This is a genomic window from Aeromonas sp. D3, assembly GCF_027705025.1.
GTDB lineage: Bacteria > Pseudomonadota > Gammaproteobacteria > Enterobacterales > Aeromonadaceae > Aeromonas > Aeromonas salmonicida.
Genome location: NZ_JAPDBE010000002.1, coordinates 199,398 through 224,786 on the forward strand (window position 1 = coordinate 199,398; position 25,389 = coordinate 224,786).

Genomic DNA, 25,389 nt, shown 5'->3' on the forward strand with positions numbered 1-25,389 from the left:
ATGGCGGAACCGAAATATTTTGCACACCCCAATGTGAGTTATCGTGGTAATCCCTATATTGAGGGGTTAGGTATGCCACTCTCTTCGGCACAGTTTTATGCGAACTGTGAGATTCCTTTTCACTATGAATTAGATCTTAGCGGGGTAGATGAATCGCTACATTCATATTTTATCCGTACTGCCATTGACCAACTGGCGGCGGTTTATACATCTCCAGATGAGGCGTACCGTTTATACGACCAGATGCGACGGATGATCGAGGCCGGGTATGTTCGACGCAACCCAGTTGGGGCTGATGTACGTCGGATATTAGCTGCGATTGATCGTGATAAGGCTGAACCGTGGAAGGCTGCACATGTATTGGAACTGGAGTTGTCGGTTCAATACAGCCTGTTACTGCTGGGACTGAGTGGACGTGGAAAGTCCACGATGGTAAAGCAGATTTGCAGGCAGATCCCACAGACGATAGAGCATGGTGATTATACGGATCACCATGGCAACGAGTTTGTTATTAACAGAATACAGGTGACCTATCTGTATATCGAGGTACATGATCGCCGTGGCCAAAAGGCATTACTACTGAACTTGTTGGAATCGCTGGATGCAGTCACTGGCGAGGATTACAGTCATGCGCATCGAGGTAGATCTGTCAATGAATTGATTTCGGTGGTGCAAAAGGCGTTTATCAGCCATGGGGTTGGTTTGTTGATCCTCGACGAAGCACAGAATCTGGCCAAGTCGGCCAAGAGTGAGGTGATCAGCAACAACGAAAAAACCACCATGAAATTTCTGGAGGAATTATTCAATCGAGTTGGTATACCACTGATGTTTGTCGGGACGCTGGCCACGATGAAATTATTTGAAAGCGAGATGACGCTCACTCGCCGAGCGACCAAAAATGGTTCTATGCAATTGGTGAGTTGTGACCTCGAAAGCTCATTTTGGCACCGCTTTATTCGCCTGATCTGCCAGACTAGATTGCTGAAAAACCAGACAACCTCGGAAGACGTGTTGCGCCAGCACATTCATTATTTAAGCGCAGGTATTCCAGCTATTGCGACTAGCCTAGTGCGGGTCACGCTTTCGTATCTGACCCATTTGAAACCTCAAGATCAAGATCTCTCGATAGCTGCATTGGATCGCTGCTTTAATCGCGATTTTAGAATACTCAATCCTGCGCTGACCGCATTGCGTAATGGTGCCTATTACCAATTTGAGGATCTCTCACCGATGCTCATACTGGAATCGGTGGCGAGTGGTCATGAGGTCGCTCAGCAGGTGCAACCACAGTCTGGAACTCATCTGCTGCAAGGTGATGTTAAGCTCAGCAATAAGTCGCAGAAAATAGATGTAAAACAACAGAAAACATTGGAACAGTTATCGCCGGAATTATTGTTAGGCCAGCTTGGGTATCACCTGGATACAGGTAAGCCGAAATGATCCTGCATCGATTGGAGTTGCTACCGGGCGAACATCTGGGGGCGGTGGTAGGCCGGATGCATGTGTTGAGCACGCACGGAACGTTTACAGCAACGGCCCGGGCGTTGGGGCTGAGCAGCCCACAAATCCGCCCTCACCGTTTATGTCACCCCGACGATCCTACCCTCGATACCCAGTTTCGGGCACGAGACGTTCAACGTGCGTGGCAGGATCACTCTGTCGGCAATTATTTAGCCCCCTTCCTGACTCCGCACGAGCAAGGGAGCGTGGTGGCAGCGTTGGCGGGTCATACGCCGCTCCGGCTGAGGGTGACCGGCCAACATAATATACAGCACCGACACTGGCGCTGGTGCGCAGGCTGTATCGCAGAAGATCACGAGATCCATGGCATGCCGTATTACCACCGGGATCATCAGTTGCCAGGGGTGTTTCATTGTCATCGACATCAACTCGGCTTGTCCGGGTGCTGCGCAGGCTGTGGTTTTACCGCCACGCTGTTGTCGGAACAACCCATCCCTCCCTACGATAACCTCTGCTCACAGTGCGGCCACTGGGTGGGGGGATATGATGGTCATTTTACCGAGCCGATGCGCGAGATCGAGTTAGCGTCGCTGGTATTGGCCCATTCCGCCAGCGCACTTACCCTACGCTCGCTGACCCAGTTGGTGAGTGATTCGATGGGGATATCGGGCGAGGCGATGCGCACGGTCAAGAGTATTAAAGCGATCAATATGTGGTTCAAGCAGATGGATGCGCAGAGCGATCCCCAGACATTGGCTGCGTATTTCATCAACTCTGGACGGATCGGTCAGGGCTGGCAGTTACCCCCCCAACTGCGTAATGCACGGGGCTATCATGAGCAGTCAGCCCGAGATCCGTTGCATCCTCTGGCCCACCTTCTGCTATTGCAGCATGCAGGTATCGATCTGGTAGGGCTCCTGGGATCTGAGGGGTGAGCGGTGTTGACCTCAGTGAGCCCAACCTATATTCCTGGCGAATCAGCCTACAGCTGGGTTAGCCAGTGTTTCGTACATTCTGCCTACAGTGACCGAAACCGCTTCTGTGAACGATTGTTCCATCGTCCTGCCATTCGGTTGCATCCGGTATTGCCAGGCCATATTGAGGTTACTGCCCAGGCTGCTGGAGTGGATCCGCAATACCTGCTGCACTATGGCACGGGCTTCCCGCTCTATGCCTTCGCGCTGGACGAGCAATCCCAAGTCCACGCCCTAGCGGCCGCCATGCTGGGTGAGGGGAGGGGGATCATCGCCCTGTCAGGGCAGGCCGCCAGCAAACTACATTTTGGCGGTGTCTGCCTTAAATGGTGTCCCGCCTGCCTGCGGGGGGATGAACAGGTCGTGGGTTGCGGCTACTGGCATACGGCGCACCAACTGTACGGGGTCACCGCCTGTGAAACGCACCAGCTGCGTCTGCATACCCTGGTGGCCGGTGCAGGCGGCATCGACCGCCGATTGTTCCTGCCGGATCCCGCGATACCCTGTGAACCATCACGACCATCCGCACATGAAATCTATCTCTCTGCATATATCACCGCTCTGCATCGGCATCTGTGCGTCCAGTCACCAACGGAGTCGCTAGCGGAGCTGTACCAGCGATGGCTCGGGCAACAGGGCTATCTGACGGCCCGAGGCCATCTGCGCAGCCAGGCCCTGTTGCAGGCCATGACGGAGTTCTGGCAGGGGTTGTTTGCCGATATAACGCCGATAGTGCCGCCGGGACTGGCCAACTATCGATACGTCTCGGGGCTGGTGCACGGTGACCGCAGTCACCACTACCTGAAACATGTGATGCTGATGGCGTTTGTGAGTCGCAGCCCAGCGGAGTTCTTCTCCATCGAGGCGCAGCAGGTGTTGCCTGTGCCGCCAGCGCGTGACGCGCAAGCCGCCGAGCGAGCAGTGCTAAGGTGGTTGGCAGAGCCGCTCTCCATGCGCCAGATCGCCCGCCACACCGGTTACAGTGTCGGTTATATCAAGCAACTCGCGTTGCGACACAACCACCCCGTCGAACACCGAATCCAGCGCATCACTGCGGCAGTGGCGCAGGGGATATGGCGGCAGGCGTTCATGGGGGTAAGCCGACAGCAGATCGCCCATTGCCATGGCGTCTCAGTCGGTGCGGTCGAAGCCATCATTCAGAGCCATCAGGGGTTGTCTGATTGGCGGCGGCATTTGGGCAGAGTGCGCAAGCTGCGTGAGCACCGCGATACATTGACGACATATCTGGCACAGCATGTCCATGCCAGTCGCGGTGTCATCGAGCAGGCGTGCCGAACGGCATTCAGCTGGCTCTATCAGCATGATCGCGTCTGGCTGTATCAGCAGTTGCCCGCTCCCAAACGGGCTGTTCACCATCCCAGCGTGGATTGGGCACAACGGGATCTGGAACTGGCTGCACGACTTGGGCAGCTGGCCGCACAGGCAAGATCATTGTCAGCCCTGGAGCGTGCGCTTGGCAAACCGGATTGGCTCAGGAAATACAAAGCTAGATTACCGCTCAGCTATGCGCTGGCTGTGCGACTTGTCGCTGCTTACGCAGCCCAGCATGCCAAACCCTGATGGTTGCCGTCGATATAGGCACGGCTGTCAGGGGTCAACACGAGGAGTATTGCCATGAAAGTCGAAGCCATCGTCCCCACCACGCAGGTCGTCGATATTCTCTGCGATGTCTGTGGCAGTAGCACGACAACCACCATTGGTACGCAGGAGTTCGGCACGCTGGCAGCGCGCTGGGGGTATGGTTCGCAGCACGATGGTGCGCAATATCAGGTGCATCTTTGCGAAACCTGTTTTTTCGAAGCGTTGGCAAACCTGAGGCAGGCTCATCGGTTGCAAAACCTGTTCGCGGAAGACTATCAACCCGCCGATCCGGACCACTTTGGGCGAGTTGAAGGAAATCAGGAGCTTATCTAACGATGAAGCGATTGAGACCCGTCGGCTCACGCAGGAGCGTGCCAGCCTGCGCCCAACGGCAATCAGACAACAGATACTCTCGTGTTGCATGGGAATAATTGCATTCTGCCCGTCACAGCAGGTTGTCCAAGAACCTAATTTATCCTGCGCTATGAAAGGAGCCGTGGTATGAAAGTTACACCAGAGGGGTGGGTGGTATTGCGTATCCCACCAGATGAAAAGGAGGAGCGAGTTGGCGTATTCAAAATATTTGCATCTTGGCGACAAGATGACAGATGGCGACTTTCCAGCGGAACTGGAACCCTATCAACGATAGCAAGACAGGGTGACTTTCTAGTATGGAAACAGTCATCTGGTAATGATTACTGGCTGCCATTTGATGGGGAAAATGGCATGACTTTTTATACCTGCGGGGTCCTTGAGAACATGTTAAATGCGCTTGAACTAGATCAAGGCGAGGTCATCATTCATCTCCTCAGGGATGGGCAGTTTGACTACGAAGAGCTTCGTCACCTTGAGTTTTGATTGCGTCAAAATAGCTTCGGAAATACTGGCCATTCATGTTAATGGATTCGTTTGGGCTTAAGCGGGCGATTCGACACGCTGCAAGCGGTTGAAAGGGGTCGTTCTGGTATAAACGATGACATGTACGGGTGAATCAATAAGGGACGCCGTGTTCAATTCCTCCTGCAAGGTCGATAACCGCCTGAGCGCCCATCGGTGAGGTGAGCACCTCAGCGGGCCTTTCACCCCCAAATCCCCAGGCTGGTCGAGTGAGCCATCGTAATGACTTGGTAATATCGCCGTTGTACAGGGATATGACAGCCTCCAGCGCTAGTACAACCCAGTAGAGGCGATCTCCCTGAGCGGGAGATAGGTGAACTCCCCGCCTGATTTGGCGACTCAACTCATCACGGTGAATGCCGATCATCGCACAAACAGTACGAGTGTCCGACCCTAGCAGGGCAACCAACTTGATGACGACCTCAGGGGAGACTCCGGCAACAATGTGCTGATGAGCCGCCAGCCTATTGCGAGGCATATCGAGGGATGCAAGAACATCGGTCACAGATGAACTGCTAGCGGTGAGAGCGTGGTTAGCACGATTCATGTAGCCAGTTGTCTCCATATGGGCTCTGTTGATGATGGTCGTGAACGTTGTCGGGCCCAATGTAATCCATCACTCAAGAGTTCATTGGGATCTCACCTAGTTTGGCGCACTTCGTTGGCCGTCGACGAAAGCGTTGGCGCTTTTGTGACGAATCAGGACCTGATTTGGCGATGAGCCGATTAGTGACGTTAATCGGCTCATTATCTAGGCCTTTTTGAGCCGATTAGGTTCTGGCATCGGCAACGCAGGCGTGTGTCAACCGGTGAGAGGTGTCATCTGATGACGAAAGCTTTCGCTCAGTCTCCGCTTTGCCGTCTGGCATCTCGCCCGAGCAGGGCTATCAACTGGCGTTCGCGTCTGCCGGTAGCGGGTGGGTCATTGAGTTAAACCGATCAAAATACCCGCTTGATGGCTTTTCTTGGAGTAAATCAGAGTGGCCTCCTCGCTGAGTCAAACTCACCAGCGATTTGTCATAAACTTTCACGCTAATCAGGCCCAGACTAGCTTCGGCTGAGGGTGTAAAACTGGCGCTAATTTACTATTTGGCTGCGAAGTGACCATTTTGCTAAGCAAACACTGCAATTAAACATAATGGGCATTATGCGCTGACAGATTGGCATGGTGGCTTGCAATTGTGGAGGACAGTTCTTTATTCTGTTTACCATACTTTCAGTATGGCGACAGTCGTTATGGAGTAGCGTTAATACTACTCAAATAATATGGCTTGCATTGTAGGTTCTCGTAGTAGTCCAATGTGTTACATTCACAATTTCTGATGCTGTGCAACGGTCGGTTTCACGTCTAGGAATTGGGGGCATTCAGTTACCATTACCATTTAAAGAAATGGCTGTGAATTGCTCTGATTTTTCGGGTGGACTGCCCTGCCGGGATAGAAAAACCTCAGTATAGTCAGTGCAACTACATACAATCCGCATCCAACTATCCACACCCAACCATTCCAAGATTCGTGGGTTGCACTATACAAAAATGCAAAAATAAGTGGACCGATTACACCCGTGAGGTGTGTCAAACTGGTCAGCAACCCTTGCAATTGTCCCTGTGCTACCTGACCGACACGAACAGATATAATTCCCTGCAAAGCGGGAAGAGTTATGCCACCACAAGCGAGTAACAGCACAACTGGCCAAACCATCCAGCTTTGCGTAATGACTGCCAATAAAAGTAGGCCACAGCCATCAGCCAAGATGCCAACCACGATAGCTCTCTGTTCTCCCAAATGTTTAGCGATAAAACCAGCAGCAAGTCCTTGAAACAGAGCGTGTGTAAGCCCAAACACAGCCAATGAAACACCGACCATTACGCCATCCCATGCGAAGCGCTCTTCTCCGAATAAAACCCATAATGTTGCAGGGATTTGGCCAATCAATTGAATGATGAAAAAGACAACTAGCAATCCCGATAATGGGGAGATCATCTCGCGTATGGAGGATGTGGTTTCATTGATTGTTTCATTCTTTATCTCGTCACTAACCTGATTAGCATTATGGGTCTCATGTAAAATGAATAGGGAGACCAGAAATGCCAGCCCGTTAATGGCAGCAGCGAACATAAACGGTGCCTGTACCGAAAGTTGACCTGCAAAACCACCAATGACTGGTCCAGCAATCATACCGCCACCAAAACAGGCACCCATCATACCAAACCAATGTGTCCTGGATTCCTCAGGTGTGACATCGGCAATTGTTGAGGCTGCAACAGCTCCAGTCGCACCGGTAATACCAGCAATTAAGCGTCCCAGATACAACACCCACACTACGCTGGCTGTTGCCATTAATGCGTAGTCCAGTGTTGCACCTAAAAGTGAAAGTAATAATACAGGGCGACGACCTATGCGATCTGACCAGCGGCCGAGAAGAGGGGCAAAAATCACTTGCATCATTGCATACAGCGCCAATAAAACACCGTAGTTCTCCGCAACATTAGCCTTTCCAACAAACTCCCGTAATAACGCCGGTAAGACAGGCATAATTATGCCAATCCCTATGGCATCTAAAAAAATGATGACCAGTGCCATCATCACAGTGCGGTTCATAGTTAACGCTCTCTATCGGTGATAGGGTTTGAAAAGTAACTCTATCAGTGATAGATTGTCAACAGCGAAAGGAGATAGTGATGGCACGACTAAGCTTGGACGACGTAATTTCAATGGCGCTCACCCTGCTGGACAGAGAAGGGCTAGAGGGCCTGACTACGCGTAAGCTGGCGCAGTCCCTCAAAATTGAGCAACCGACTCTGTATTGGCACGTGCGCAACAAGCAGACCCTTATGAACATGCTTTCAGAGGCAATACTGGCGAAGCATCACACCCGTTCAGTACCGTTACCGACTGAGAGTTGGCAGCAGTTTCTCCAGGAAAATGCTCTGAGTTTCCGTAAAGCATTATTGGTCCATCGTGATGGAGCCCGATTGCACATAGGGACCTCTCCTACGCCCCCCCAGTTTGAACAAGCAGAGGCGCAACTACGCTGTCTATGCGATGCAGGGTTTTCGGTCGAGGAGGCTCTTTTCATTCTGCAATCTATCAGCCATTTTACGCTGGGTGCAGTATTGGAAGAGCAAGCCACAAACCCGACAGAATACAATACAGTGATGGACGCTGTGCCACCATTATTACAGGAGGCATTTAATGTTCAGACGAGAACCACTGCTGAAACGGCCTTCCATTTCGGGCTGAAATCATTAATAGTTGGATTCTCTGCACAATTAGATGAAAAATATATGTCCATCCAGGGTAATAATAAATGATGCTGTCTATGGGGCAGTGCTAACGGTAGTAATTTTAAATCTATCGCCAGTGATTTTTATTTTTCACGCGACAAGTATTCTTGAAAATGTGTATGTGCATAGCCTTTGATAAATTAGGGAGATCCGAACAAAAGGGGGATTTCTTTGCGGGTCTGGCGGTGTTTGCCATTGAACTCGTAGTCAGCGAAGGTCAGTTGATGGCTCACGTTGGTTCTCATCCATGGTACTAAGAAAATCTGATGATCTCGTGTCAAGGATTTGTTCGCACCCTCCCCATCACGTCAAATAGAGCCTGTTTTCCAACTTAAATGTCCTGTTTGCTCACGGAGCAGATGTAGTATTACTTTTGAGTTTCCAACTTAAATGTCACATTTGGTATCGTTAACTCATTGAATACTTTGATCTGCCAGTTTCCAACTTAAATGGTTGTGATCAGGTGCAGAGTGAATGAGGGTTAGCTACCCGATAAAACCAAGGCCACCCCAGCAGGTGGCCTTGTTGTTTGTGGCGCATGTCTGACATGACATCACGCCGGAGCCTTCGCAGCCTAGGGTTGCGTCAGGACCTGGCCGGTGCGAGCAGCGCCAGGGCTTTGGCCAGGGTATCGACGGACGCCTGATGCTTGCCTGCCTTGTGCAGGGTTTCCCCTTCGGCGCGCAGCCTTTTCACCTCGGCCAGTTGCTCCGCACTGAGGGCCGGGCCTTTGGCGAGGGCGTCATCGATGCTCTTCATGTCTGCAGGGCAGTGAAAGGCGAGGGCGTTTCCGGCAAAGAGCAGGCCGATCATCAACAGTTTGGTTTTCATATTAGTTACCTCAAGGAGGGGGCTCATCAAGGATAGCGCGCCCCTTGCAGGGCCGGTTGGGTTGATGTGGGCAGGAAGCAAGCGGTACCATGACTGTTTAGCTCATTAATGAGCCACACAGGGAGACCCAATGTCACTCACAAGGTTGCTGTCACCCTTGGCCAGTCTGGTGATTTTTATCCTGGGCCATGGCATGTTCAATACCCTGCTGACGGTGCGCCTCTCGGCCGAGCAGGTGTTGGTGCAAGCCATAGGCCTGGTGTCGGCCGCCTATTTTGGCGGTCTGGTGCTGGGCGCTTTCGTCAATGCGCGCCTCATTATCCGGGTGGGTCATATCCGGGCCTATGCGGCCTACGCCTCCCTGCTCTGTTTTCTGTTTCTGCTGCACGGCATGGTGGTGGAACCCGTCAGCTGGGCGGCGCTGCGACTGGTGGGGGGCTTTGCCACCGGCGGTCTGTTCGTGGTGCTGGAGTCCTGGATGCTGGTCTCTAGTTCCCCGGCCAATCGGGGGCGGCTGATGTCGCTCTACATGATACTGCTCTACGGATCACTGGCCATGGGCCAATTGGTGCTCAAGTGGGTGGATCCCATGGTGCTGACACCGTTTGCCCTGTGTGCCATGGCGGCCACCCTGTCGGTGGTGCCGCTTGCGCTCTCCCGGGTGGCCACACCGGCCATGGTGGCGCCCCAACCGGTCGGGGTGATTGAGCTGGTGCGGCTCACCCCGGCGGGCATGGGCAGCAGCTTCACCTCAGGCCTCATCCTCGGCGCCATCTACGGTCTGTTGCCGCTTTATTTTACCGACAGCGGGGCTTCGCTTTCGCGGGTGGCAGATATGATGGCGCTGGTGATCCTGGGGGGCATGTGCCTGCAGTATCCCATTGGCCGCATCTCTGATCGCTATGACCGGCGGCTGGTGATCCTGCTGCTCAGTGCCGTGCTGACCCTGCTTGCTTTGCTGATGGTGTTGTTGCCCGAGGATTGGCGCGAGCCAATCGCCGGCGTCCTGGTGTTCTTGCTGGGGGGGATGGCGTTCTCCATTTATCCCCTGAGTCTGAGCCATGCTTGCGATGAGCTGCGCCCGGATCAGGTGTTGGGGGCCAATCAGGGGTTGCTGCTCGCCTACAGTTTGGGCGCCATGATAGGGCCATTGTTGGCGCCTTTTGTCATGATGCAGTTCGGGCCACAGGGGCTGTTTGTCTACTTTGCCCTGTGCGGCGCCCTGCTGACGGCGTATCTGGGCTGGCGCAAGCGGCAGCGGGCACCCATTCCACTGGCCGAGCATCAGGTGTTCATGCCGGTACCGCCCAATACCCCCATGACTGCGGAGCTGGAGCCGAGAACGGATCTGGAAGGGGAAGCTGTGCCTGCGACCTTTGCCACGCCCGAGGCGGAGGATGTGAAGGCCAACTAGCGCTTGGTGAATAACACGGATAAAAAAGCCGACTCCAGGGAGTCGGCTTTTTACTGGCACGAGGGCCGTTATCAGGCGGTCACGGCATCGGCCTTGGCGGATGTTTCTGCCGCTTCCGGCGCCGCATTGCGGATGAGGTAATCAAATGCCCCCAGCGCTGCGGTTGCACCGGCCCCCATGGAGATGATGATCTGCTTGAACGGCACTGTAGTGGCGTCACCGGCGGCGTAGACACCGGGCAGGGAAGTGGCGCCCTTGGTGTCGATCTCGATCTCGCCGAAGCGGGTCAGTGCCACCTCGCTCCCCTTGAGGAACTCGGTGTTCGGCACCAGTCCGATCTGGACGAAGATGCCAGCCACCGCCAGGTGCTTGATTTCACCGGTGGTGCGATCTTCATAATCCATCCCCACCACCTTGCTGCCATCACCGATCACTTCCGTGGTGCGGGCGCTCATGATGATGTCGATGTTGCCCATGGAGCGGGCTTTCTTCTGCAGTACCTCGTCGGCGCGCAGGGTATCGGCAAATTCCACCACTGTGACGTGCTCGACGATGCCGGCGAGATCGATGGCTGCTTCGATACCGGAGTTACCACCACCTATCACTGCCACGCGCTTGCCCTTGAAGAAGGGACCGTCGCAGTGGGGGCAGTAGGCCACGCCCTTGGTGCGGTACTCGAGCTCGCCCGGCACGTTCAGGTCACGCCAGCGGGCACCGGTCGCCAGGATCACGGCGCGACTCTTGAGGGTGGCACCAGAGGCCAGCTCCACATTCACATAGCCGTCCTTGCTGATGGCGGCGGCACGCTGCTCGGTGATCACTTCCACACCGTACTGCTTGACGTGCTGCTCCAGGCTTGCGGCCAGCTTGGGACCTTCGGTGTAGGGCACGGAGATGAAGTTCTCGATCCCGACCGTGTCCATCACCTGACCACCAAAACGCTCTGCGACGATGGCGGTACGAATACCTTTACGGGCGGCATAGATGGCTGCTGCGGCACCAGCCGGGCCACCACCCACTACCAGCACGTCATAGGGGGCTTTTTCGCTCAGTTCGGCGGCCTTGCGATCGGCCGCACCGGTATCGAGCTTGGCAATGATCTCTTCCAGCGAGATACGGCCCTGGCTGAACGGCTGACCGTTCATGTAGACGTTCGGCACCGCCATGATCTGGCGCTCGTTCACTTCGTCCTGGAACAGGGCTCCGTCGATCATGGTGTGGGTGATACCGGGATTCAGGGTCGCCATCAGGTTCAGCGCCTGTACCACGTCCGGGCAGTTGTGGCAGGAGAGGGAGATATAGGTCTCGAAGTGAAACTCGCCCTTCAGCTGCTTGATCTGCTCCAGTACGGCCGGATCTGTCTTGGAAGGGTGGCCGCCGCTTTGCAGCAAGGCGAGCACCAGAGAGGTAAATTCATGACCCATGGGGATGCCGGCAAAATGAACGCGCGGGGCTTGGCCCTGTGGTGCAACGCTCATGGAAGGCTTGCGGGCATTACTGCCATCAGTCATGGCAATTTTGGGGGACATCTCGCTGATCTCGCGGGCCAATGCCAGCAGCTCTGCGGATTTGTCACTGTCGTTGCCGGACACGCTGATCTCGATGGGATTGACGATGTACTGCAGATAGGTGTTCAGCTGTTGTTTGAGGTTGGTATCCAACATCTTCGAATTCCTTCTTAATGATTGCGGGTCGGCGATGACTGGCCTGATGCTCCAAGAGGAGGCCAGAAAGCAGACCGGCCCTTGAATGGGCCGGTCTTGGAAGCGGGAGGCTTAGATTTTGCCTACCAGATCCAGGGACGGGGCCAGGGTGGCGTCGCCTTCTTTCCACTTGGCCGGGCACACTTCACCCGGGTGGGAAGCTACGTACTGAGCGGCTTTGACCTTGCGCAGCAGTTCCAGCGCGTCACGACCGATGCCACCAGCGTTGATTTCAACGATCTGGATGATGCCTTGCGGGTCGATAACGAAGGTGCCACGGTCAGCCAGGCCAGCTTCTTCGATCATGACGCCGAAGTTGCGGGTGATGGCGCCGGTCGGGTCACCAATCATCGGATACTGGATCTTCTGGATGGTGTCGGAAGTGTCGTGCCACGCCTTGTGAGTGAAGTGGGTGTCGGTGGAGACGGAGTAGATCTCGACGCCCAGCTTCTGGAATTCAGCGTAGTTGTCAGCCAGGTCACCCAGCTCGGTCGGGCAAACGAAGGTGAAGTCAGCCGGGTAGAAGAATACCACGGACCACTTGCCTTTCAGGTCTGCGTCAGACACCTGAACGAACTTGCCATTGTGGTAGGCGGTGGCGTTGAACGGCTTGATTTCAGTGTTGATATAGGTAGACATGTATTAGCTCCTTGGTGATGTACATATGCCTGTCTGGTATTGAAGAGTCTGTCCGGACCAGGCGTTTAACGTTCGATGGATTCATCATAGGGGCTTTTCTTAATCGATTAAAGCCGCAAAATTGAATCACTTCAATCTATCTATTAGATAGCCTATCGCTGCTGTACCTAACATGAATATCTCTGGCGTACAGAGGTAACTCCTTGTCGAGGTTCAACATCTGTGCGGCACATCGGCTTTTCAAGGTCCGAATGGCTATTTGTTTTGTGAGGCGGCAGGACGGTGCAGTGGCGTGCTACGCAATGGGAGCAGGAAGGGCAAGGCCGGGCAGGATAGTGCAGATAAAAAAATCCCGGCGTTGTCGCTATGACAAGGCCGGGTCATCAAACAAGGAATGGCTATATAAACAAAAGCTTTACAGCAAAGACTAACTACGGGGTGTGCAAACTTGCAGACATATGAGAGGAAGAGGCTGGGTGCACAATCCCTCGTCTCCCCCTCGGCAACTATTGCATGGGTGAGATAATAGTGTGATGCAGATCACAAAGCAAGGTTATGGTGTAAAATTTCAATCAAAATGAAAGTATTTCAGTTCTAATGCCGATTTAATATGCCGAAAACGCTTTCAATGTAATTTTATTACATTGTTTTTAGATCAGAAGTCGCTTGGCGGCTCCTGTTCCTCCATCAGTTCGAGCAGGTTGATGGCGACCGCAATGAAATCCGACTCTGTCACTATGCCGATCAGCTTGCGCCCCTTGAGCACCGGCAGGCAGCCATATTTGTGGCGCTGCAGGTAGAGGGCCGCCTCCTTGATGCCGGCGTGGGGATCCACGCTCGCTACCTGGCGGGTCATGATCTCGTCGAGCTGGACGCTGTCGGTGAATTCCGCCTCCCGCTCCGGGTTGATGAGCAGCAGTTTGGACTCGCGGGTGGCCAGGATGTCGGTGAGAGTGACCAGACCCAGAAGATGATGGTGTTCGTCGACGATGGGAATATGGCGGATCCGCTCCTGCTGCATCAGATCCATCGCCTGCTTGACGCTGTTTTCCGGACCCAGAGTGAAGGGATGTTCTGTCATGATCTCGGATAAGGTCATCATGGTGGGCCTCCTTGTGTATCTGCTTTCACCCTAGCCCAGCCCCCGCAGGCAAAACATGATCAGGGTCAATACAGATCATTAAAGAATCATTAACCGGATGGATGTCGCAATATTGCTCGCTATCCCTTGTCTCTCTTGGGTTTTTGGTCTTTTGGGTTGCCTTGGAAGAGGGGGATAACTAGACTAGCCGCCGATTCCCCCGAGGTGAAAGATGCAAGTATCCGATTTTCATTTTGATCTGCCAGACGAGCTGATTGCCCGCTATCCGATGGCAGAGCGTACCGCCAGCCGCCTGTTGCAGCTCGATGGTCAAAGCGGCGCCCTGCGCCATGGTCAATTTGTGGATGTGCTGGACCAGCTCAACCCCGGCGATCTGCTGGTATTCAACAACACCCGTGTCATTCCGGCGCGCATGTTTGGCCAGAAGGCCAGCGGTGGCAAGCTGGAGGTGCTGGTGGAGCGCATCCTGGACGAGCACAGTGTGCTGGCACATGTGCGGGCCTCCAAGGCGCCCAAGCCGGGCACCCGCCTCATCCTGGATGGCGGCCCCGATGGCGAAAAGGTCGATGCCGAGATGCGTGCCCGCCACGATGCCCTGTTCGAGATCCACTTTCTCGACCCGCGCCCTGTGCTGGAGATTCTGGAAGCCATAGGCCATATGCCGTTGCCCCCCTATATCGACCGTCCCGATGAGGACGCCGACAAGGAGCGCTACCAGACCGTTTACAATCAGAAACCGGGCGCCGTGGCGGCGCCGACCGCCGGCCTGCACTTCGATGAGCCGCTGCTGGCAAAGATCCGCGCCAAAGGGGTTGAAACGGCCTTTGTCACCCTGCATGTAGGGGCGGGGACCTTCCAGCCGGTGCGGGTGGACAAGATTGAAGATCACCACATGCACTCCGAATACGCCGAAGTGCCGCAGGAGGTGGTGGATGCGATCAACGCAACTCGCGCCCGGGGTGGCCGGGTGATTGCGGTGGGCACCACCTCGGTACGCTCCCTGGAGAGCGCAGCCAAGGCAAGTCTGGCCCAGGGCAAGCCGCTGGCGCCCTTTTTCAGCGACACCGACATCTTCATCTTCCCCGGCTACCAGTTTCAGGTAGTCGATGCCATGGTCACCAACTTCCACCTGCCGGAGTCGACCCTGATCATGCTGGTCAGCGCCTTCGCCGGGTACGATCAGGTGATGGCGGCCTATCAGGCGGCCGTGGCCGAGCAGTACCGTTTCTTCAGCTACGGGGACGCCATGTTTGTCACCCGTCGCCGGGCAGTGGCATAAGCCTCGCCCTTTATACCGGGCCTTCGGGCTCTCTATTGTCAGACTGTTTCTCTGACGCAACGAGGTAGCAATGAAATTTGAACTGAAAACCACCGACGGCCGTGCCCGTCGCGGTCAACTGGTCTTCGAACGTGGTGTGGTACAAACGCCGGCCTTTATGCCGGTCGGTACCTATGGCACCGTCAAGGGAATGACCCCGGAAGAAGTACGCGAGACCGGCGCCGAGATCCTGCTTGGCAACACCTTCCACCTCTGGCTGCGGCCGGGGCAGGAAGTGATGCGCGCCCACGGCGATCTGCACGACTTCATGAACTGGCAGGGCCCGATCCTGACCGACTCGGGTGGTTTCCAGGTGTTCAGCCTGGGGCACATTCGCAAGATCACCGAGGCGGGCGTGCACTTCCGTCACCCCATCAACGGTGAGAAGATCTTCCTGGACCCCGAGAAATCCATGGAGATCCAGTACGATCTGGGCTCCGACATCGTGATGATCTTCGACGAGTGCACCCCGTATCCGGCCACTTACGAAGAAGCGCGCAAGTCCATGGAGATGTCCCTGCGCTGGGGCAAGCGTTCCCGCGACAAATTTGATGCCTTGGGTAACAAGAACGCCCTGTTCGGTATCATTCAGGGTTCCGTGTATGAAGAGTTGCGGGATGTGTCCCTCAACGGCCTGCTGGAGATCGGCTTCGACGGTTATGCGGTTGGCGGTCTGGCGGTGGGTGAGCCCAAGGAAGACATGCACAGGATCCTAGAGCACGTCTGCCCGAAAATTCCGGCTGACAAGCCGCGCTACCTGATGGGCGTGGGCAAACCGGAAGATCTGGTGGAAGGGGTGCGCCGTGGAGTCGACATGTTCGACTGCGTGATGCCGACCCGCAATGCCCGCAACGGCCATCTGTTCACCACGGATGGGGTGGTCAAGATCCGCAACGCCAAGTATCGCAGCGACACCAGTACCCTGGATGCGGACTGCGATTGCTACACCTGCAAGAACTACACCCGCAGCTATTTGTACCATCTGGACAAGTGCAACGAGATCCTTGGTGCCCGTCTGAACACCATTCACAACCTGCGTTATTACCAGCGAGTGATGCAGGGTTTGCGGGACGCGATCGAGCAGGGTAAATTAGACGACTTTGTAACTGAGTTTTACCGTCGGCAAGGGAAGCCCGTGCCTCCGTTAGCTGAAAATGACGTGAAATAACAACGATATATAAATTAGTTATCAAATCTACATCAAATGAGAGGTTGTTAAATGAGCATTATCTCCAAGGCGTATGCAGAAGGCGCAGTTCCGGGTGCACAGGGTGGTGGCATGGAAATGATCATCATGCTGGCCGTGTTCGGCCTTATCTTCTACTTCATGATCTACCGTCCCCAGGCCAAGCGTGCCAAGGATCACCGCAACCTGATGAGCTCCCTGGCCAAGGGTGATGAAGTGCTCACCTCAGGTGGCCTGGTTGGCAAGATCGCCAAAGTGTCCGCCGATAGCGAATACATTGTGCTGTCCCTGAACGATCAGACCCAGGTCACCATCAAGCGTGATTTCGTCTCTGCCGTACTGCCCAAGGGTTCTATCCAGTCCCTTTAATCTCCTGAGGAGCACAGCGTGTTAAATCGCTATCCGCTGTGGAAATACCTGATGGTGGTCTTCGTGATCGCCATCGGTTTTCTATATGCAGCCCCCAATCTTTACGGTGAAGACCCGGCCTTGCAGGTGTCTGCCAGCCGTGGTGCCGAAGTCAAGCTGGACACCCTTGACTTGGTCAAAGAGACCCTTGAGGCCGCCAGCATTCCGGTCAAGCATGCTGCATTTGAGCATGGTCTCATCCTCGTTCGTTTCCAGAATACCGAAGATCAGCTCAAGGCGCGTGATCTGGTTGCCAACAAGCTCGGTGACAATTTCATTACCGCCCTGAACCTGGCGCCGTCTACCCCTGCCTGGCTCGAAGCCATCGGTGCGGCACCCCTGAAGCTGGGTCTTGACCTGCGCGGCGGTGTGCACTTCCTGATGGAAGTGGACATGGCCGAGGCGCTGACCAAGCAGCAAGAGCAGATGGTGCAGGATTTTCGCACCGAGCTGCGTACCCAGAAGATCCGTTACTCCGGCGTACGTCGGGTCGGTGATCAGGTACAGGTTCTGTTCCGTGATGAAGCAGATCAGGAACGTGCCGTCTCTTATCTGCGTCGTCAGAACCCGGATTTGACCTTCACCACAGAGCAGAAAGGGGATGAGTTCGTTCTCAACGCTGCCCTCAGTGATGCCAAGATCAAAGAGGTGAGAAAGTATGCTCTCGAGCAGAACATCACCATCATCCGCAACCGGGTTAACGAGCTGGGGGTGGCTGAGCCGCTGGTTCAGCAGCAGGGTGCCGAACGCATAGTGGTACAGCTGCCCGGTATTCAGGATACCGCCCGTGCCAAGGAGATCCTGGGTGCGACCGCGACCCTGGAATTCCACATGGTCGATGAAACGGCCGATATTCAGGCCGCGGCCGACGGCCGTGTACCGCCGAGTTCCAAGGTGTACAACGACCGCAACGGTCGCCCCGTTGTGCTGCAAAAGCGGGTGATCCTGACCGGTGACCACATAGTGGGTGCCCAGTCCGGTTTCGATGAGTACAGCCGTCCCCAGGTCAACATCAAGCTTGATGGCCAGGGTGGCAACAAGATGGCCAACTTTACCAAGGACAACGTCGGTAAAGGCATGGCGACCGTCTTCATCGAATACAAGCCTGTCGGTCAGCCGGGTCCGGATGGCAAGCGCAAGTTCCGCAAACAGGAAGAGGTGATCAACGTCGCCACTATCCAGTCGCGTCTTGGCAGCCAGTTCCGCATCACGGGTATCGACAACGCCAACGAAGCCCACAACCTGGCGCTGCTGTTGCGTGCCGGTGCCCTGATTGCCCCCATCCAGATCGTTGAAGAGCGGACCATAGGCCCAAGCCTGGGTCAGCAGAACATCGACAGCGGTATGGAAGCCATCGGCTGGGCCATGCTGGTTATCGTGCTGTTCATGGGGATCTACTACCGCGCGTTTGGCTGGGTGGCCAATCTGGCGCTCACCATGAACCTGGTACTGATCGTCGGTATCATGTCCATGATCCCCGGAGCCACCATGACACTGCCGGGCATTGCCGGTATCGTCTTGACGCTGGGTATGGCGGTGGATGCCAACGTGTTGATCTATGAGCGTATTCGGGAAGAGATCCGCAACGGTCGCGGGGTACAGCAGGCCATTCATCTGGGCTTTGATCGTGCATTCTCGACCATCGCCGACTCCAACGTCACCTCGCTCATCACCTGTGTGATCCTGTTCGGTATCGGCACTGGCGCCATCAAGGGCTTCGCCCTGACGCTGGGTATCGGTCTGAGTGCTTCCATGTTTACTGCCATCACAGTATCCCGCGCCATTATCAACCTGGGCTGGGGTGGACGGCGCATCGACAAGCTGCCGATCTAAGGAAGAGACATGTTTCAGATTCTACATTTTGAAAAACCTATCCCGTTTATGCGCTATGCCAAGCCGGGTGTGGTTTTCTCTGCCCTGCTGATGGTGATCTCCCTGTTCTTCCTGTTCGATCGGGGCCTGAACTGGGGGCTGGACTTTACCGGTGGTACCACTATCGAGGTGGGGTTCCAGCAATCGGTGAGCCTGGACAAGATCCACGAGGTGCTGGATGAGCAGAAGATTGAAGGGGCAACCCTGCAACACTTCGGCTCCAGTCGCGACGTGCTGTTTCGCCTGACCCCGAAAGAGGGGGTCAAGGTCGAGCAGCAGGGCAATGAAGTGCTGGCGGCTGCCAAGCAGCTTGATCAGGGTGCCGTGCTCAAGCGCGTCGAGTTTGTCGGCCCCTCAGTGGGCGACGAACTGGCAACAGACGGTGCCATGGCCATGCTGGCCTCCATCATCTGTATCCTGATCTACGTAGCGGTGCGCTTCGAATGGCGTCTGGCATTGGGGGGCATTATTTCCCTGGTGCACGACGTGGTCATCACCCTCGGCGTGTTTGCCTACTTCCAGTACGAATTCGATTTGACCGTGCTGGCGGCGCTGATGACCCTGGTGGGTTACTCCTTGAACGACACCATAGTGGTGTTTGACCGCTTGCGGGAGAACTTCCGCAAGGTGCGCAAGGGGGATACCGAGTACATCCTGGATCTCTCCATGACAGAGACCCTGAGCCGGACCATCATCACCTCGGGTCTGACGTTCGTGGTGGTGCTGGCGCTGCTGCTCAAGGGCGGTCCGCTGATCCACGGTTTCTCGGTAGCCATGGTGATCGGGGTGGCCTTCGGCACCTACTCATCCATCTATGTGGCGAGTGCCTTCGCCATGTTCCTCGGGGTCAAGCGGGAGCATATGCTGCCGACCCAGGTGGAAAAAGAGGGCGCGGATCAGCAAGAGATCCTGCCGTAATCGACAAGGGCGCCGTGAGGCGCCCTTTCTCTTATGGGGCGGGTGAGTCATTATGCTCCCCGATGACCCATCTTCCATTACCTAAGGCAAGGAGCAAGCCATGCAACACAATCCCCGTTTTCTGGCCCTGGTCGAGGCCATTCGCCCTCAGGTGCAAGAGACTGATGTGCACCAGATCAAACGTTGGCAGGATGAGGGGCGTGCTTTTCACCTGATCGACGTGCGGGAAGAGAGCGAGTGGGCCAGAGGTCACCTGCCAGGGGCGGCCTACCTTGGTCGCGGCGTGATTGAACGGGATATCGAGACCCGCTATCCGGATCCGCAGACTGAACTCTATCTCTATTGTGGTGGGGGTTTCCGCTCCATCCTGGTGGCGGAAAATCTGCAAAAAATGGGTTATAGCCGGGTTGTCAGTGTCGATGGCGGTTTTCGGGGCTGGGGTGAGGCCGGATACCCTGTCGAATCCTGATTTATTTGAGGGAGAGGGGAACCGCCACATGACAAAGTGGCGGTTGACCTTTACCATATGCGGGGTCAAGCGTAAGCGTCGGAGTGTTCATTGAACGTCAGGAAAGGGATTGGATACCTCCTTGGTGTCCTGTTGTTGCTCCCCATGTGGGGTTGCAGCAGTAGCAGTCAGGTTAAAGCGCCTCAAGTTCCCAAGCCGCAACCCGCTTCACTGGTATTGGCGACCCCCCTGCAGGTCTCTTACCAGAGCGAGTTGGCGTTGGCGCGACTCGGTCAGATGCTCGGTGAGATGGAATTGACCACTGAGCAACGTGCCGAACTGTTTTATGAGCGTGCCGTGGTGTTTGATCGGGTCGGTTTGCGTTCGCTGGCGAGGCTGGATTTCAACCGTGCCTTGCGGGAGAAACCGGATTTTGCCGAGGCCTATAATTTTATCGGCGTCTATCTGGTGCAGCAGCAGAATTATGACGAAGCCTACGAGGCATTTGATTCCGCTCTCGAACTGGCTCCCGACTATGACTATGCCTATCTCAACCGCGGGATCGCACTCTATTACGGTAATCGCCCCGAGCTGGCCGCCGCCGACATGAAACGCTTCTATGAAGCGCAGCCGGAAGACCCGTATCGGGTGATGTGGCTCTATCTGGCGGAGCAGAAGCTCAATGCGCCGGCTGCCATGAGCAGGATGCGAGAGCGTCTCAACAAATATGACGACGACGCCTGGAACTGGGATCTGGTTCGCCTCTATACCGGTGAGCTCAATGCCACCCAGTTGATGGGCAATGTGGTGAAAGGAGTGAAGGATAACCGGGAGCTCGCCGAGCGCCTGTGTGAAACTTACTTCTATCTGGGCAAGTTTGAACTGGCCAAGGGCAACCGCAAGGAAGCCATCAGCTACTTCAAGCTGGCGCTCGCCAACAACGTGTATGACTTCATCGAGCACAGATACGCCCTGCTGGAGCTGGAGCTGATGGCGCGCAAACCCTTGCCGCCGGGCGCCCAGAGTTCACAGGGAAAGAGCAGCAAACAGGCATCCTGATTTGCCTGTGTCTGCGATGTAAAAAAGGCCTCTTGATGAGGCCTTTTTGCTGTCTGCGTGCTGGTATTGGTACGGTGTTATTCCATCAGAGCTTATGCCGGGGATATTTGACACCAGCAGCCGTGGCCGCCGTGCCCAGATCCGGTATTGGTGCTGTGTTATTCCACCAGAACTTATGCCGGAGATATTTGACACCAGCAGCCGTGGCCGCCGTGCTCAGATCCGGTATTGGTGCTGTGTCATTCCACTAGACTCATGCCAGGGATCTGGCGCCAGTAACCATTGCAGTCCCGCTCCTGTTGCAGTGGCAGAGGAGCCTGCCCCTGCTGGTTGGCCTTGAAGCGAGCCAACATATCAAGGGTGTCCAGTCCCTCCGGGGAGAGGCGTACCACATCCACCAGATCCGCCATACCGCCAAGCTCGTTGCCGAGGTTGTAACAGTAACCGGACTGGGTCTGGATGCCGTTGAGATTGAACACCTTCTGCCCCTCGCGGCTGCTGGCCAGCCGGCCAGTGGGGTAATGGATGCAGGCGAGCTCGCAGTTGTCTTTGGGCTTGTCGAGGGAGCGGGCAGTGAAGCAGCGCGCCGAATAGGCGAGCGGCAGATGGCCGTAGGCAAACACCTCCACTTCAAACTGCTGGCGGGCAGCGCCCAGATCCTGACTGAGCTGAACCAGCCAGTCGCGGGAGAGCTCCACCGGCATCACCCAGCGTGTCATTCCCTGTTTGAGCAGCATGCGCAGCACATCGGCGTTGTAGGCGTTGATGGCGGGGCCACAGACAAACGGGAGCCCGGCCTCGCTGGCGAGTTGAACAGTGCCCAGATCGTTGGCTTCGACCAGCAGGTCGCCGTTGTCGACCAGCCGCTTCACCTCCTTGAGTTCGGAGGGGGCAGAGATGAGGGCCAGGGTCGAGAGCACCGCTTGCTTGCCGGTGCTGGCTACCTGGCGGGCCAGGGCAATCCAGTCATCTGCTTTCAGCTCACGGCGTTTGCTGCAGACGGTTTCTCCCAGATAGATGATATCTGCCTGACTGTCGGCAGCGGCTTGGTAGAAGGCCTGGGTGTCGGCCTTGGGCCAGTAGAAGAGCAGGGGCCCGAGAGAAAATTGCATTAGTTGTGCTCCTTGTGGCGACTGAAGGGGCTGAAGGCAGCATCGGTTGTTTCGGGAAGAAATGGCATCGGGCCTCCTTATTGCCACTGACGGTGATAGGCACCCAGGGTAGTCTGACTCCCCTCCGAGACGCGGGCGAGCTGGGCATCCCATTCTGCTTTGACCTGATACGCCTGGGGATTGGCCTGATAGGCATCGATGGCCGCACGCCAGACCCGGGTGACCTGCTCCACATAGGCGGGGCTGCGCTGGCGCCCTTCAATCTTGACTGACTGGATGCCGGTCTGGAACAGCTCGGGCAAGAGGCCAAGGGTGTTGAGGCTGGTCGGCTCCTCCAGTGCGTGATAGGTCTGGCCATCCACGTCGAAACGCCCCTTGCACAGGGTCGGATAACCGGCATTTTCACCCGGGCCGTAGCGGTCGATCAGCACCTCGTTGAGACGGGATTCGAGGCCCAGTGGCGTCTCTTCCCAGCGCACGAACTTGGCCGGAGAGCAGGCCCCGACCGTGTTGGGGCTCTCCCCTGTCATGTAGGAGGATAGGTAGCAGCGGCCCTCCGCCATGATGCAGAGGCTGCCGAAGGCGAACACTTCCAGGCCGACATCGGTCTCGCGGGCCAGCTGCCGGACCTGGTGCATGGAGAGCACCCGTGGCAAGACCACCCGGCCGACGTTGAAATGCTGCTGATAGAAACGGATGGCGGCGGCATTGGTGGCACTGGCTTGAACAGAAACGTGCAGCTCCATGTCCGGATAATGGCGGCTGGCGTAATCGAGCACGGCGAGATCGGCGATGATCAGCGCATCTGCACCCAGGGCAACCCCCCTGTCTACTGCCTGTTTCCATCTGGTATCGGAGCCCGGGTGGGCGAAGGTATTGATGGCGATGTGCAGCTTGCGGCCATGTTGATGCACGTAGTCCACCGCCTTTTCCAGCTTGCTGTCGGTGAAGTTGAGACCGGCAAAGTGGCGGGCATTGGTGTCATCCTTGAAGCCGATATAAACCGCATCGGCCCCGTTATCCACGGCTGTTTTCAGTGCCGGCAAGCTGCCTGCCGGACAGAGTAATTCCATCGGGTACGCTCCGAGAGGGGAAAAATGCAAAAGTGGCCCGATTGTATTCATCGATGCCTTCCCACTTTTTGACCTGAGGCAGCTTTGTGTGGCTTTACCCTTCTTGAGGTAAGTCGGCACAAGTTTGATTTCCCACAGGATCCAGAGTGCAACCCTGTGCTTGAATGCGTAAAAACTTGGGAGTTCATCGTGTTTCAACAACTGCAACGTCGTCTGGTCGAACAGGCCCCCCGCTTTTTGCGTCACCCCCTCAAACTGGTGCCTTTTACCCTGCAGCGGAACCTGATGGAGCGCCTGCTGGCGCGGGTGTTCAAGGAGGCCATCGAAGATGGCGATTTCGAGTTTCTGGCTGGCAAGTGGCTGAAAGTCGAGGTATCGGATCTCGAGCTTTGCTGGTTTATCAGCGAACAGGATGGAAAGCTGGTGGTGGCACGCCATTGCGATCGTGCGGATGTCTGTTTCAGTGGTACCACCAACGACCTCATCCTGATCGCTGGTCGCAAAGAGGACCCCGATTCCCTTTTCTTTCAGCGCAAGCTGAAGATTGAGGGAGATACCGAGCTGGGACTGGAGGTGAAGAACCTGATGGACAGCCTGGATCTGGACGGTTTGCCGAGGCTGATGCGCTATCCCCTGATGGATCTCGCTACCTTTATTGAAGGGGCGCGTGCCCTGTCAGCGCAGGAGTCGCACCCTGCGCCGACGGGCGGGATCCCGTCTCAAGTGTGAAGCCAGGCCAGCGGCATGGTGGCGGTAGTGACTGCGAACCCACAGGCAGCGGCATGCCCAGGCACAAGGAAGCAAGGCCATCAGGGCCATGGCATCGGGGAGGTGAGAGAGCAGCAACCCCAGCGCCAGCCAGATAAAGGGCTGGGCCTCGTAGAGCCATTCCGGCTGGAACCAGCGCTTGGTCGGAAAGATGACCAGGTCGGTACGCCGATAGCTGGAGCGCATCATCCAGCTCGCCGCACCGGCCACAAACAGCAGGGCACCTGCCAGCCAGAGCAAAGGGGAGTCGGTGAGCATGATCATGCCGACTGCCGTCAACAAATAGCAGGCAGGCAACCTCTCATAAAGCCAATGCGGGCACATGTCTCCTCCACTCGTTTCCTTCTCCATCCTCCAAGTTTAGCCAGCCTCCCCGGTTGGCTAATGATGCTTTGTTCTACAAAATGACGGTTTTGTTGTGAAATGGGACGCCATTTACGGTGCCAAAATAGCGATTGGCTATGTTACAATTGCGCGCCATTTTTGACTGAAGATTGACTGGGCATGTTGGATCAGATTCGTATCGTTTTGGTAAACACCTCTCACACAGGCAACATGGGATCCGCGGCGCGAGCCATGAAGACCATGGGGCTGACCCGGCTGGTGTTGGTTGATCCGCAAGCCTTGCCTGATGACGGCGCTCATGCGCTGGCTGCAGGTGCCAGTGACGTGCTCGCCAATGCCCGTATCGTATCGACCCTGGATGAGGCCATTGCTGACTGCGGTCTGGTCATCGGCACCAGTGCCCGTTCCCGTACCCTGAGCTGGCCCATGCTGGATCCCCGTGAAGCAGGGGAAAAAGCCGTGGGGGAAGGGATGAAGCATCCGGTTGCCCTGGTGTTTGGCCGTGAACGCACTGGCCTCACCAACGACGAGTTGCAGAAATGCCACTACCATGTGGCCATTCCTGCCAATCCGGAATACAGCTCCCTCAATCTGGCCATGGCGGTACAGACTATCTGCTATGAAGTGCGGATGTGCTGGCTGAAGGATCAGGCTCCCGAGGTGGAGAGCGAGGCGGATTATCCCAGCGCCCGTCAGCTGGAAGGCTTTTATCAGCATCTGGAGCAGACTCTGCTCAAAACAGGCTTCATTGCCGACGACCACCCGGGTCAGGTGATGAGCAAGCTGCGCCGCCTGTTCAATCGGGCCCGTCCGGAAGCGATAGAACTCAATATTTTGCGCGGCATTCTGACCTCGATCCAGAAGCCAAAGCCGCAGGATTAAACCCGACTGTATTACTCAACCATATACTTGACTGTTTTAGTCGGGTATGTGACCATGTGCCCATATTGATTGGTTCGCAAGACGGTAAGGC

25 protein-coding genes are annotated in these 25,389 nt (G+C 55.8%); 16 read left to right on the forward strand and 9 right to left on the reverse strand.

Annotated features, from left to right (window positions below; genetic code table 11):
* The 5 genes from OKC28_RS02635 to OKC28_RS02655 all read left to right on the forward strand — a co-directional run bounded on the left by OKC28_RS02635 (window position 1) and on the right by OKC28_RS02655 (window position 4,895).
* The gene (locus OKC28_RS02635; protein WP_011899277.1) at window positions 1-1,440 is read left to right on the forward strand and encodes an AAA family ATPase; all 1,440 of its coding nucleotides are present in this window, start codon (window positions 1-3) and stop codon (window positions 1,438-1,440) included.
* Window positions 1,437-2,396 (forward strand): TniQ family protein, encoded by a 960-nt coding sequence (locus tag OKC28_RS02640; RefSeq protein ID WP_042657575.1) that lies wholly within the window; start codon window positions 1,437-1,439, stop codon window positions 2,394-2,396. Before OKC28_RS02635 ends, OKC28_RS02640 begins: the two co-directional genes overlap by 4 nt.
* 15 nt (window positions 2,397-2,411) lie before the next feature.
* A complete protein-coding gene (locus OKC28_RS02645) occupies window positions 2,412-4,016 on the forward strand; it encodes a TnsD family transposase (protein WP_223945899.1) in 1,605 nt (534 codons plus the stop codon).
* A gap of 54 nt (window positions 4,017-4,070) precedes the next feature.
* Entirely contained in the window at window positions 4,071-4,370 is a 300-nt protein-coding gene (locus tag OKC28_RS02650) for a hypothetical protein (protein ID WP_011899273.1), read from the forward strand.
* Window positions 4,371-4,538: 168 nt separating this feature from the next.
* Window positions 4,539-4,895, forward strand: a complete 357-nt coding sequence (locus OKC28_RS02655; RefSeq protein WP_011899272.1) for a hypothetical protein — start codon at window positions 4,539-4,541, stop codon at window positions 4,893-4,895.
* Window positions 4,896-5,028: 133 nt separating this feature from the next.
* Here OKC28_RS02655 and OKC28_RS22965 read toward each other — a convergent pair whose 3' ends face one another.
* Window positions 5,029-5,499 (reverse strand): antitoxin Xre/MbcA/ParS toxin-binding domain-containing protein, encoded by a 471-nt coding sequence (locus OKC28_RS22965; protein ID WP_011899271.1) that lies wholly within the window; start codon window positions 5,497-5,499, stop codon window positions 5,029-5,031.
* 817 nt (window positions 5,500-6,316) lie between these two features.
* Window positions 6,317-7,534: a tetracycline efflux MFS transporter Tet(E) gene (tet(E), locus tag OKC28_RS02660; protein WP_011899270.1), complete on the reverse strand. Its 1,218-nt coding sequence runs from the start codon at window positions 7,532-7,534 to the stop codon at window positions 6,317-6,319.
* 80 nt (window positions 7,535-7,614) lie between these two features.
* On the opposite strand from tet(E), the gene OKC28_RS02665 reads away from it, so the two are divergent.
* Window positions 7,615-8,247, forward strand: a complete 633-nt coding sequence (locus tag OKC28_RS02665; RefSeq protein WP_011899269.1) for a tetracycline resistance transcriptional repressor TetR(E) — start codon at window positions 7,615-7,617, stop codon at window positions 8,245-8,247.
* 558 nt (window positions 8,248-8,805) lie between these two features.
* Here the strand turns inward: OKC28_RS02665 and OKC28_RS02670 are convergent.
* Window positions 8,806-9,051 carry a hypothetical protein gene (locus tag OKC28_RS02670; RefSeq protein WP_265432924.1) on the reverse strand — a complete coding sequence of 82 codons (246 nt, stop codon included), beginning with the start codon at window positions 9,049-9,051 and terminating at the stop codon, window positions 8,806-8,808.
* Between the two features lie 130 nt (window positions 9,052-9,181).
* Here OKC28_RS02670 and OKC28_RS02675 point away from each other — a divergent pair, with 130 nt between their 5' ends.
* Entirely contained in the window at window positions 9,182-10,465 is a 1,284-nt protein-coding gene (locus tag OKC28_RS02675; protein WP_256688141.1) for an MFS transporter, read from the forward strand.
* 71 nt (window positions 10,466-10,536) lie between these two features.
* Here OKC28_RS02675 and ahpF read toward each other — a convergent pair whose 3' ends face one another.
* The 3 genes from ahpF to OKC28_RS02690 all read right to left on the reverse strand — a co-directional run bounded on the left by ahpF (window position 10,537) and on the right by OKC28_RS02690 (window position 13,909).
* Window positions 10,537-12,129, reverse strand: a complete 1,593-nt coding sequence (gene ahpF / locus OKC28_RS02680; protein ID WP_113720347.1) for an alkyl hydroperoxide reductase subunit F — start codon at window positions 12,127-12,129, stop codon at window positions 10,537-10,539.
* Window positions 12,130-12,240: 111 nt separating this feature from the next.
* Window positions 12,241-12,807, reverse strand: coding sequence for an alkyl hydroperoxide reductase subunit C (gene ahpC, locus OKC28_RS02685; protein WP_005900002.1), 567 nt, complete (start codon window positions 12,805-12,807; stop codon window positions 12,241-12,243).
* Window positions 12,808-13,462: 655 nt separating this feature from the next.
* On the reverse strand, window positions 13,463-13,909 hold the full coding sequence (locus OKC28_RS02690; protein WP_017411391.1) for a CBS domain-containing protein: 447 nt from the start codon (window positions 13,907-13,909) through the stop codon (window positions 13,463-13,465).
* Window positions 13,910-14,120: 211 nt separating this feature from the next.
* On the opposite strand from OKC28_RS02690, the gene queA reads away from it, so the two are divergent.
* From queA to nlpI, 7 genes are all read left to right on the forward strand, one after another.
* The gene (queA, locus tag OKC28_RS02695; RefSeq protein ID WP_270687164.1) at window positions 14,121-15,188 is read left to right on the forward strand and encodes a tRNA preQ1(34) S-adenosylmethionine ribosyltransferase-isomerase QueA; all 1,068 of its coding nucleotides are present in this window, start codon (window positions 14,121-14,123) and stop codon (window positions 15,186-15,188) included.
* A 70-nt stretch (window positions 15,189-15,258) separates the two neighbouring features.
* Window positions 15,259-16,395 (forward strand): tRNA guanosine(34) transglycosylase Tgt, encoded by a 1,137-nt coding sequence (tgt, locus tag OKC28_RS02700; RefSeq protein WP_021139831.1) that lies wholly within the window; start codon window positions 15,259-15,261, stop codon window positions 16,393-16,395.
* A gap of 51 nt (window positions 16,396-16,446) precedes the next feature.
* Window positions 16,447-16,782 carry a preprotein translocase subunit YajC gene (gene yajC, locus OKC28_RS02705; RefSeq protein WP_021139832.1) on the forward strand — a complete coding sequence of 112 codons (336 nt, stop codon included), beginning with the start codon at window positions 16,447-16,449 and terminating at the stop codon, window positions 16,780-16,782.
* A gap of 18 nt (window positions 16,783-16,800) precedes the next feature.
* On the forward strand, window positions 16,801-18,654 hold the full coding sequence (gene secD, locus OKC28_RS02710; RefSeq protein ID WP_021139833.1) for a protein translocase subunit SecD: 1,854 nt from the start codon (window positions 16,801-16,803) through the stop codon (window positions 18,652-18,654).
* A 9-nt stretch (window positions 18,655-18,663) separates the two neighbouring features.
* Window positions 18,664-19,611, forward strand: a complete 948-nt coding sequence (secF, locus tag OKC28_RS02715) for a protein translocase subunit SecF (protein ID WP_131731039.1) — start codon at window positions 18,664-18,666, stop codon at window positions 19,609-19,611.
* 100 nt (window positions 19,612-19,711) lie between these two features.
* The gene (locus OKC28_RS02720; protein ID WP_270687171.1) at window positions 19,712-20,080 is read left to right on the forward strand and encodes a rhodanese-like domain-containing protein; all 369 of its coding nucleotides are present in this window, start codon (window positions 19,712-19,714) and stop codon (window positions 20,078-20,080) included.
* A 90-nt stretch (window positions 20,081-20,170) separates the two neighbouring features.
* On the forward strand, window positions 20,171-21,118 hold the full coding sequence (gene nlpI, locus OKC28_RS02725; RefSeq protein WP_282790523.1) for a lipoprotein NlpI: 948 nt from the start codon (window positions 20,171-20,173) through the stop codon (window positions 21,116-21,118).
* Window positions 21,119-21,357: 239 nt separating this feature from the next.
* On the opposite strand, the gene OKC28_RS02730 is transcribed toward nlpI, so the two are convergent.
* Together OKC28_RS02730 and ubiU are read right to left on the reverse strand one after the other, a co-directional pair.
* Window positions 21,358-22,230 carry a U32 family peptidase gene (locus tag OKC28_RS02730; RefSeq protein ID WP_059112292.1) on the reverse strand — a complete coding sequence of 291 codons (873 nt, stop codon included), beginning with the start codon at window positions 22,228-22,230 and terminating at the stop codon, window positions 21,358-21,360.
* Window positions 22,231-22,307: 77 nt separating this feature from the next.
* Window positions 22,308-23,303, reverse strand: coding sequence for a ubiquinone anaerobic biosynthesis protein UbiU (gene ubiU / locus OKC28_RS02735; RefSeq protein ID WP_270687176.1), 996 nt, complete (start codon window positions 23,301-23,303; stop codon window positions 22,308-22,310).
* Window positions 23,304-23,492: 189 nt separating this feature from the next.
* Here ubiU and ubiT point away from each other — a divergent pair, with 189 nt between their 5' ends.
* Window positions 23,493-24,032 carry a ubiquinone anaerobic biosynthesis accessory factor UbiT gene (ubiT, locus tag OKC28_RS02740; protein WP_256688144.1) on the forward strand — a complete coding sequence of 180 codons (540 nt, stop codon included), beginning with the start codon at window positions 23,493-23,495 and terminating at the stop codon, window positions 24,030-24,032.
* Here the strand turns inward: ubiT and OKC28_RS02745 are convergent.
* Window positions 23,979-24,395 carry a hypothetical protein gene (locus OKC28_RS02745; protein ID WP_059112290.1) on the reverse strand — a complete coding sequence of 139 codons (417 nt, stop codon included), beginning with the start codon at window positions 24,393-24,395 and terminating at the stop codon, window positions 23,979-23,981. The two genes, ubiT and OKC28_RS02745, sit on opposite strands and share 54 nt — an antisense overlap.
* 180 nt (window positions 24,396-24,575) lie before the next feature.
* On the opposite strand from OKC28_RS02745, the gene trmJ reads away from it, so the two are divergent.
* Window positions 24,576-25,298, forward strand: coding sequence for a tRNA (cytosine(32)/uridine(32)-2'-O)-methyltransferase TrmJ (trmJ, locus tag OKC28_RS02750; RefSeq protein WP_256688145.1), 723 nt, complete (start codon window positions 24,576-24,578; stop codon window positions 25,296-25,298).
* The last annotated feature ends 91 nt before the right edge of the window (window positions 25,299-25,389 follow it).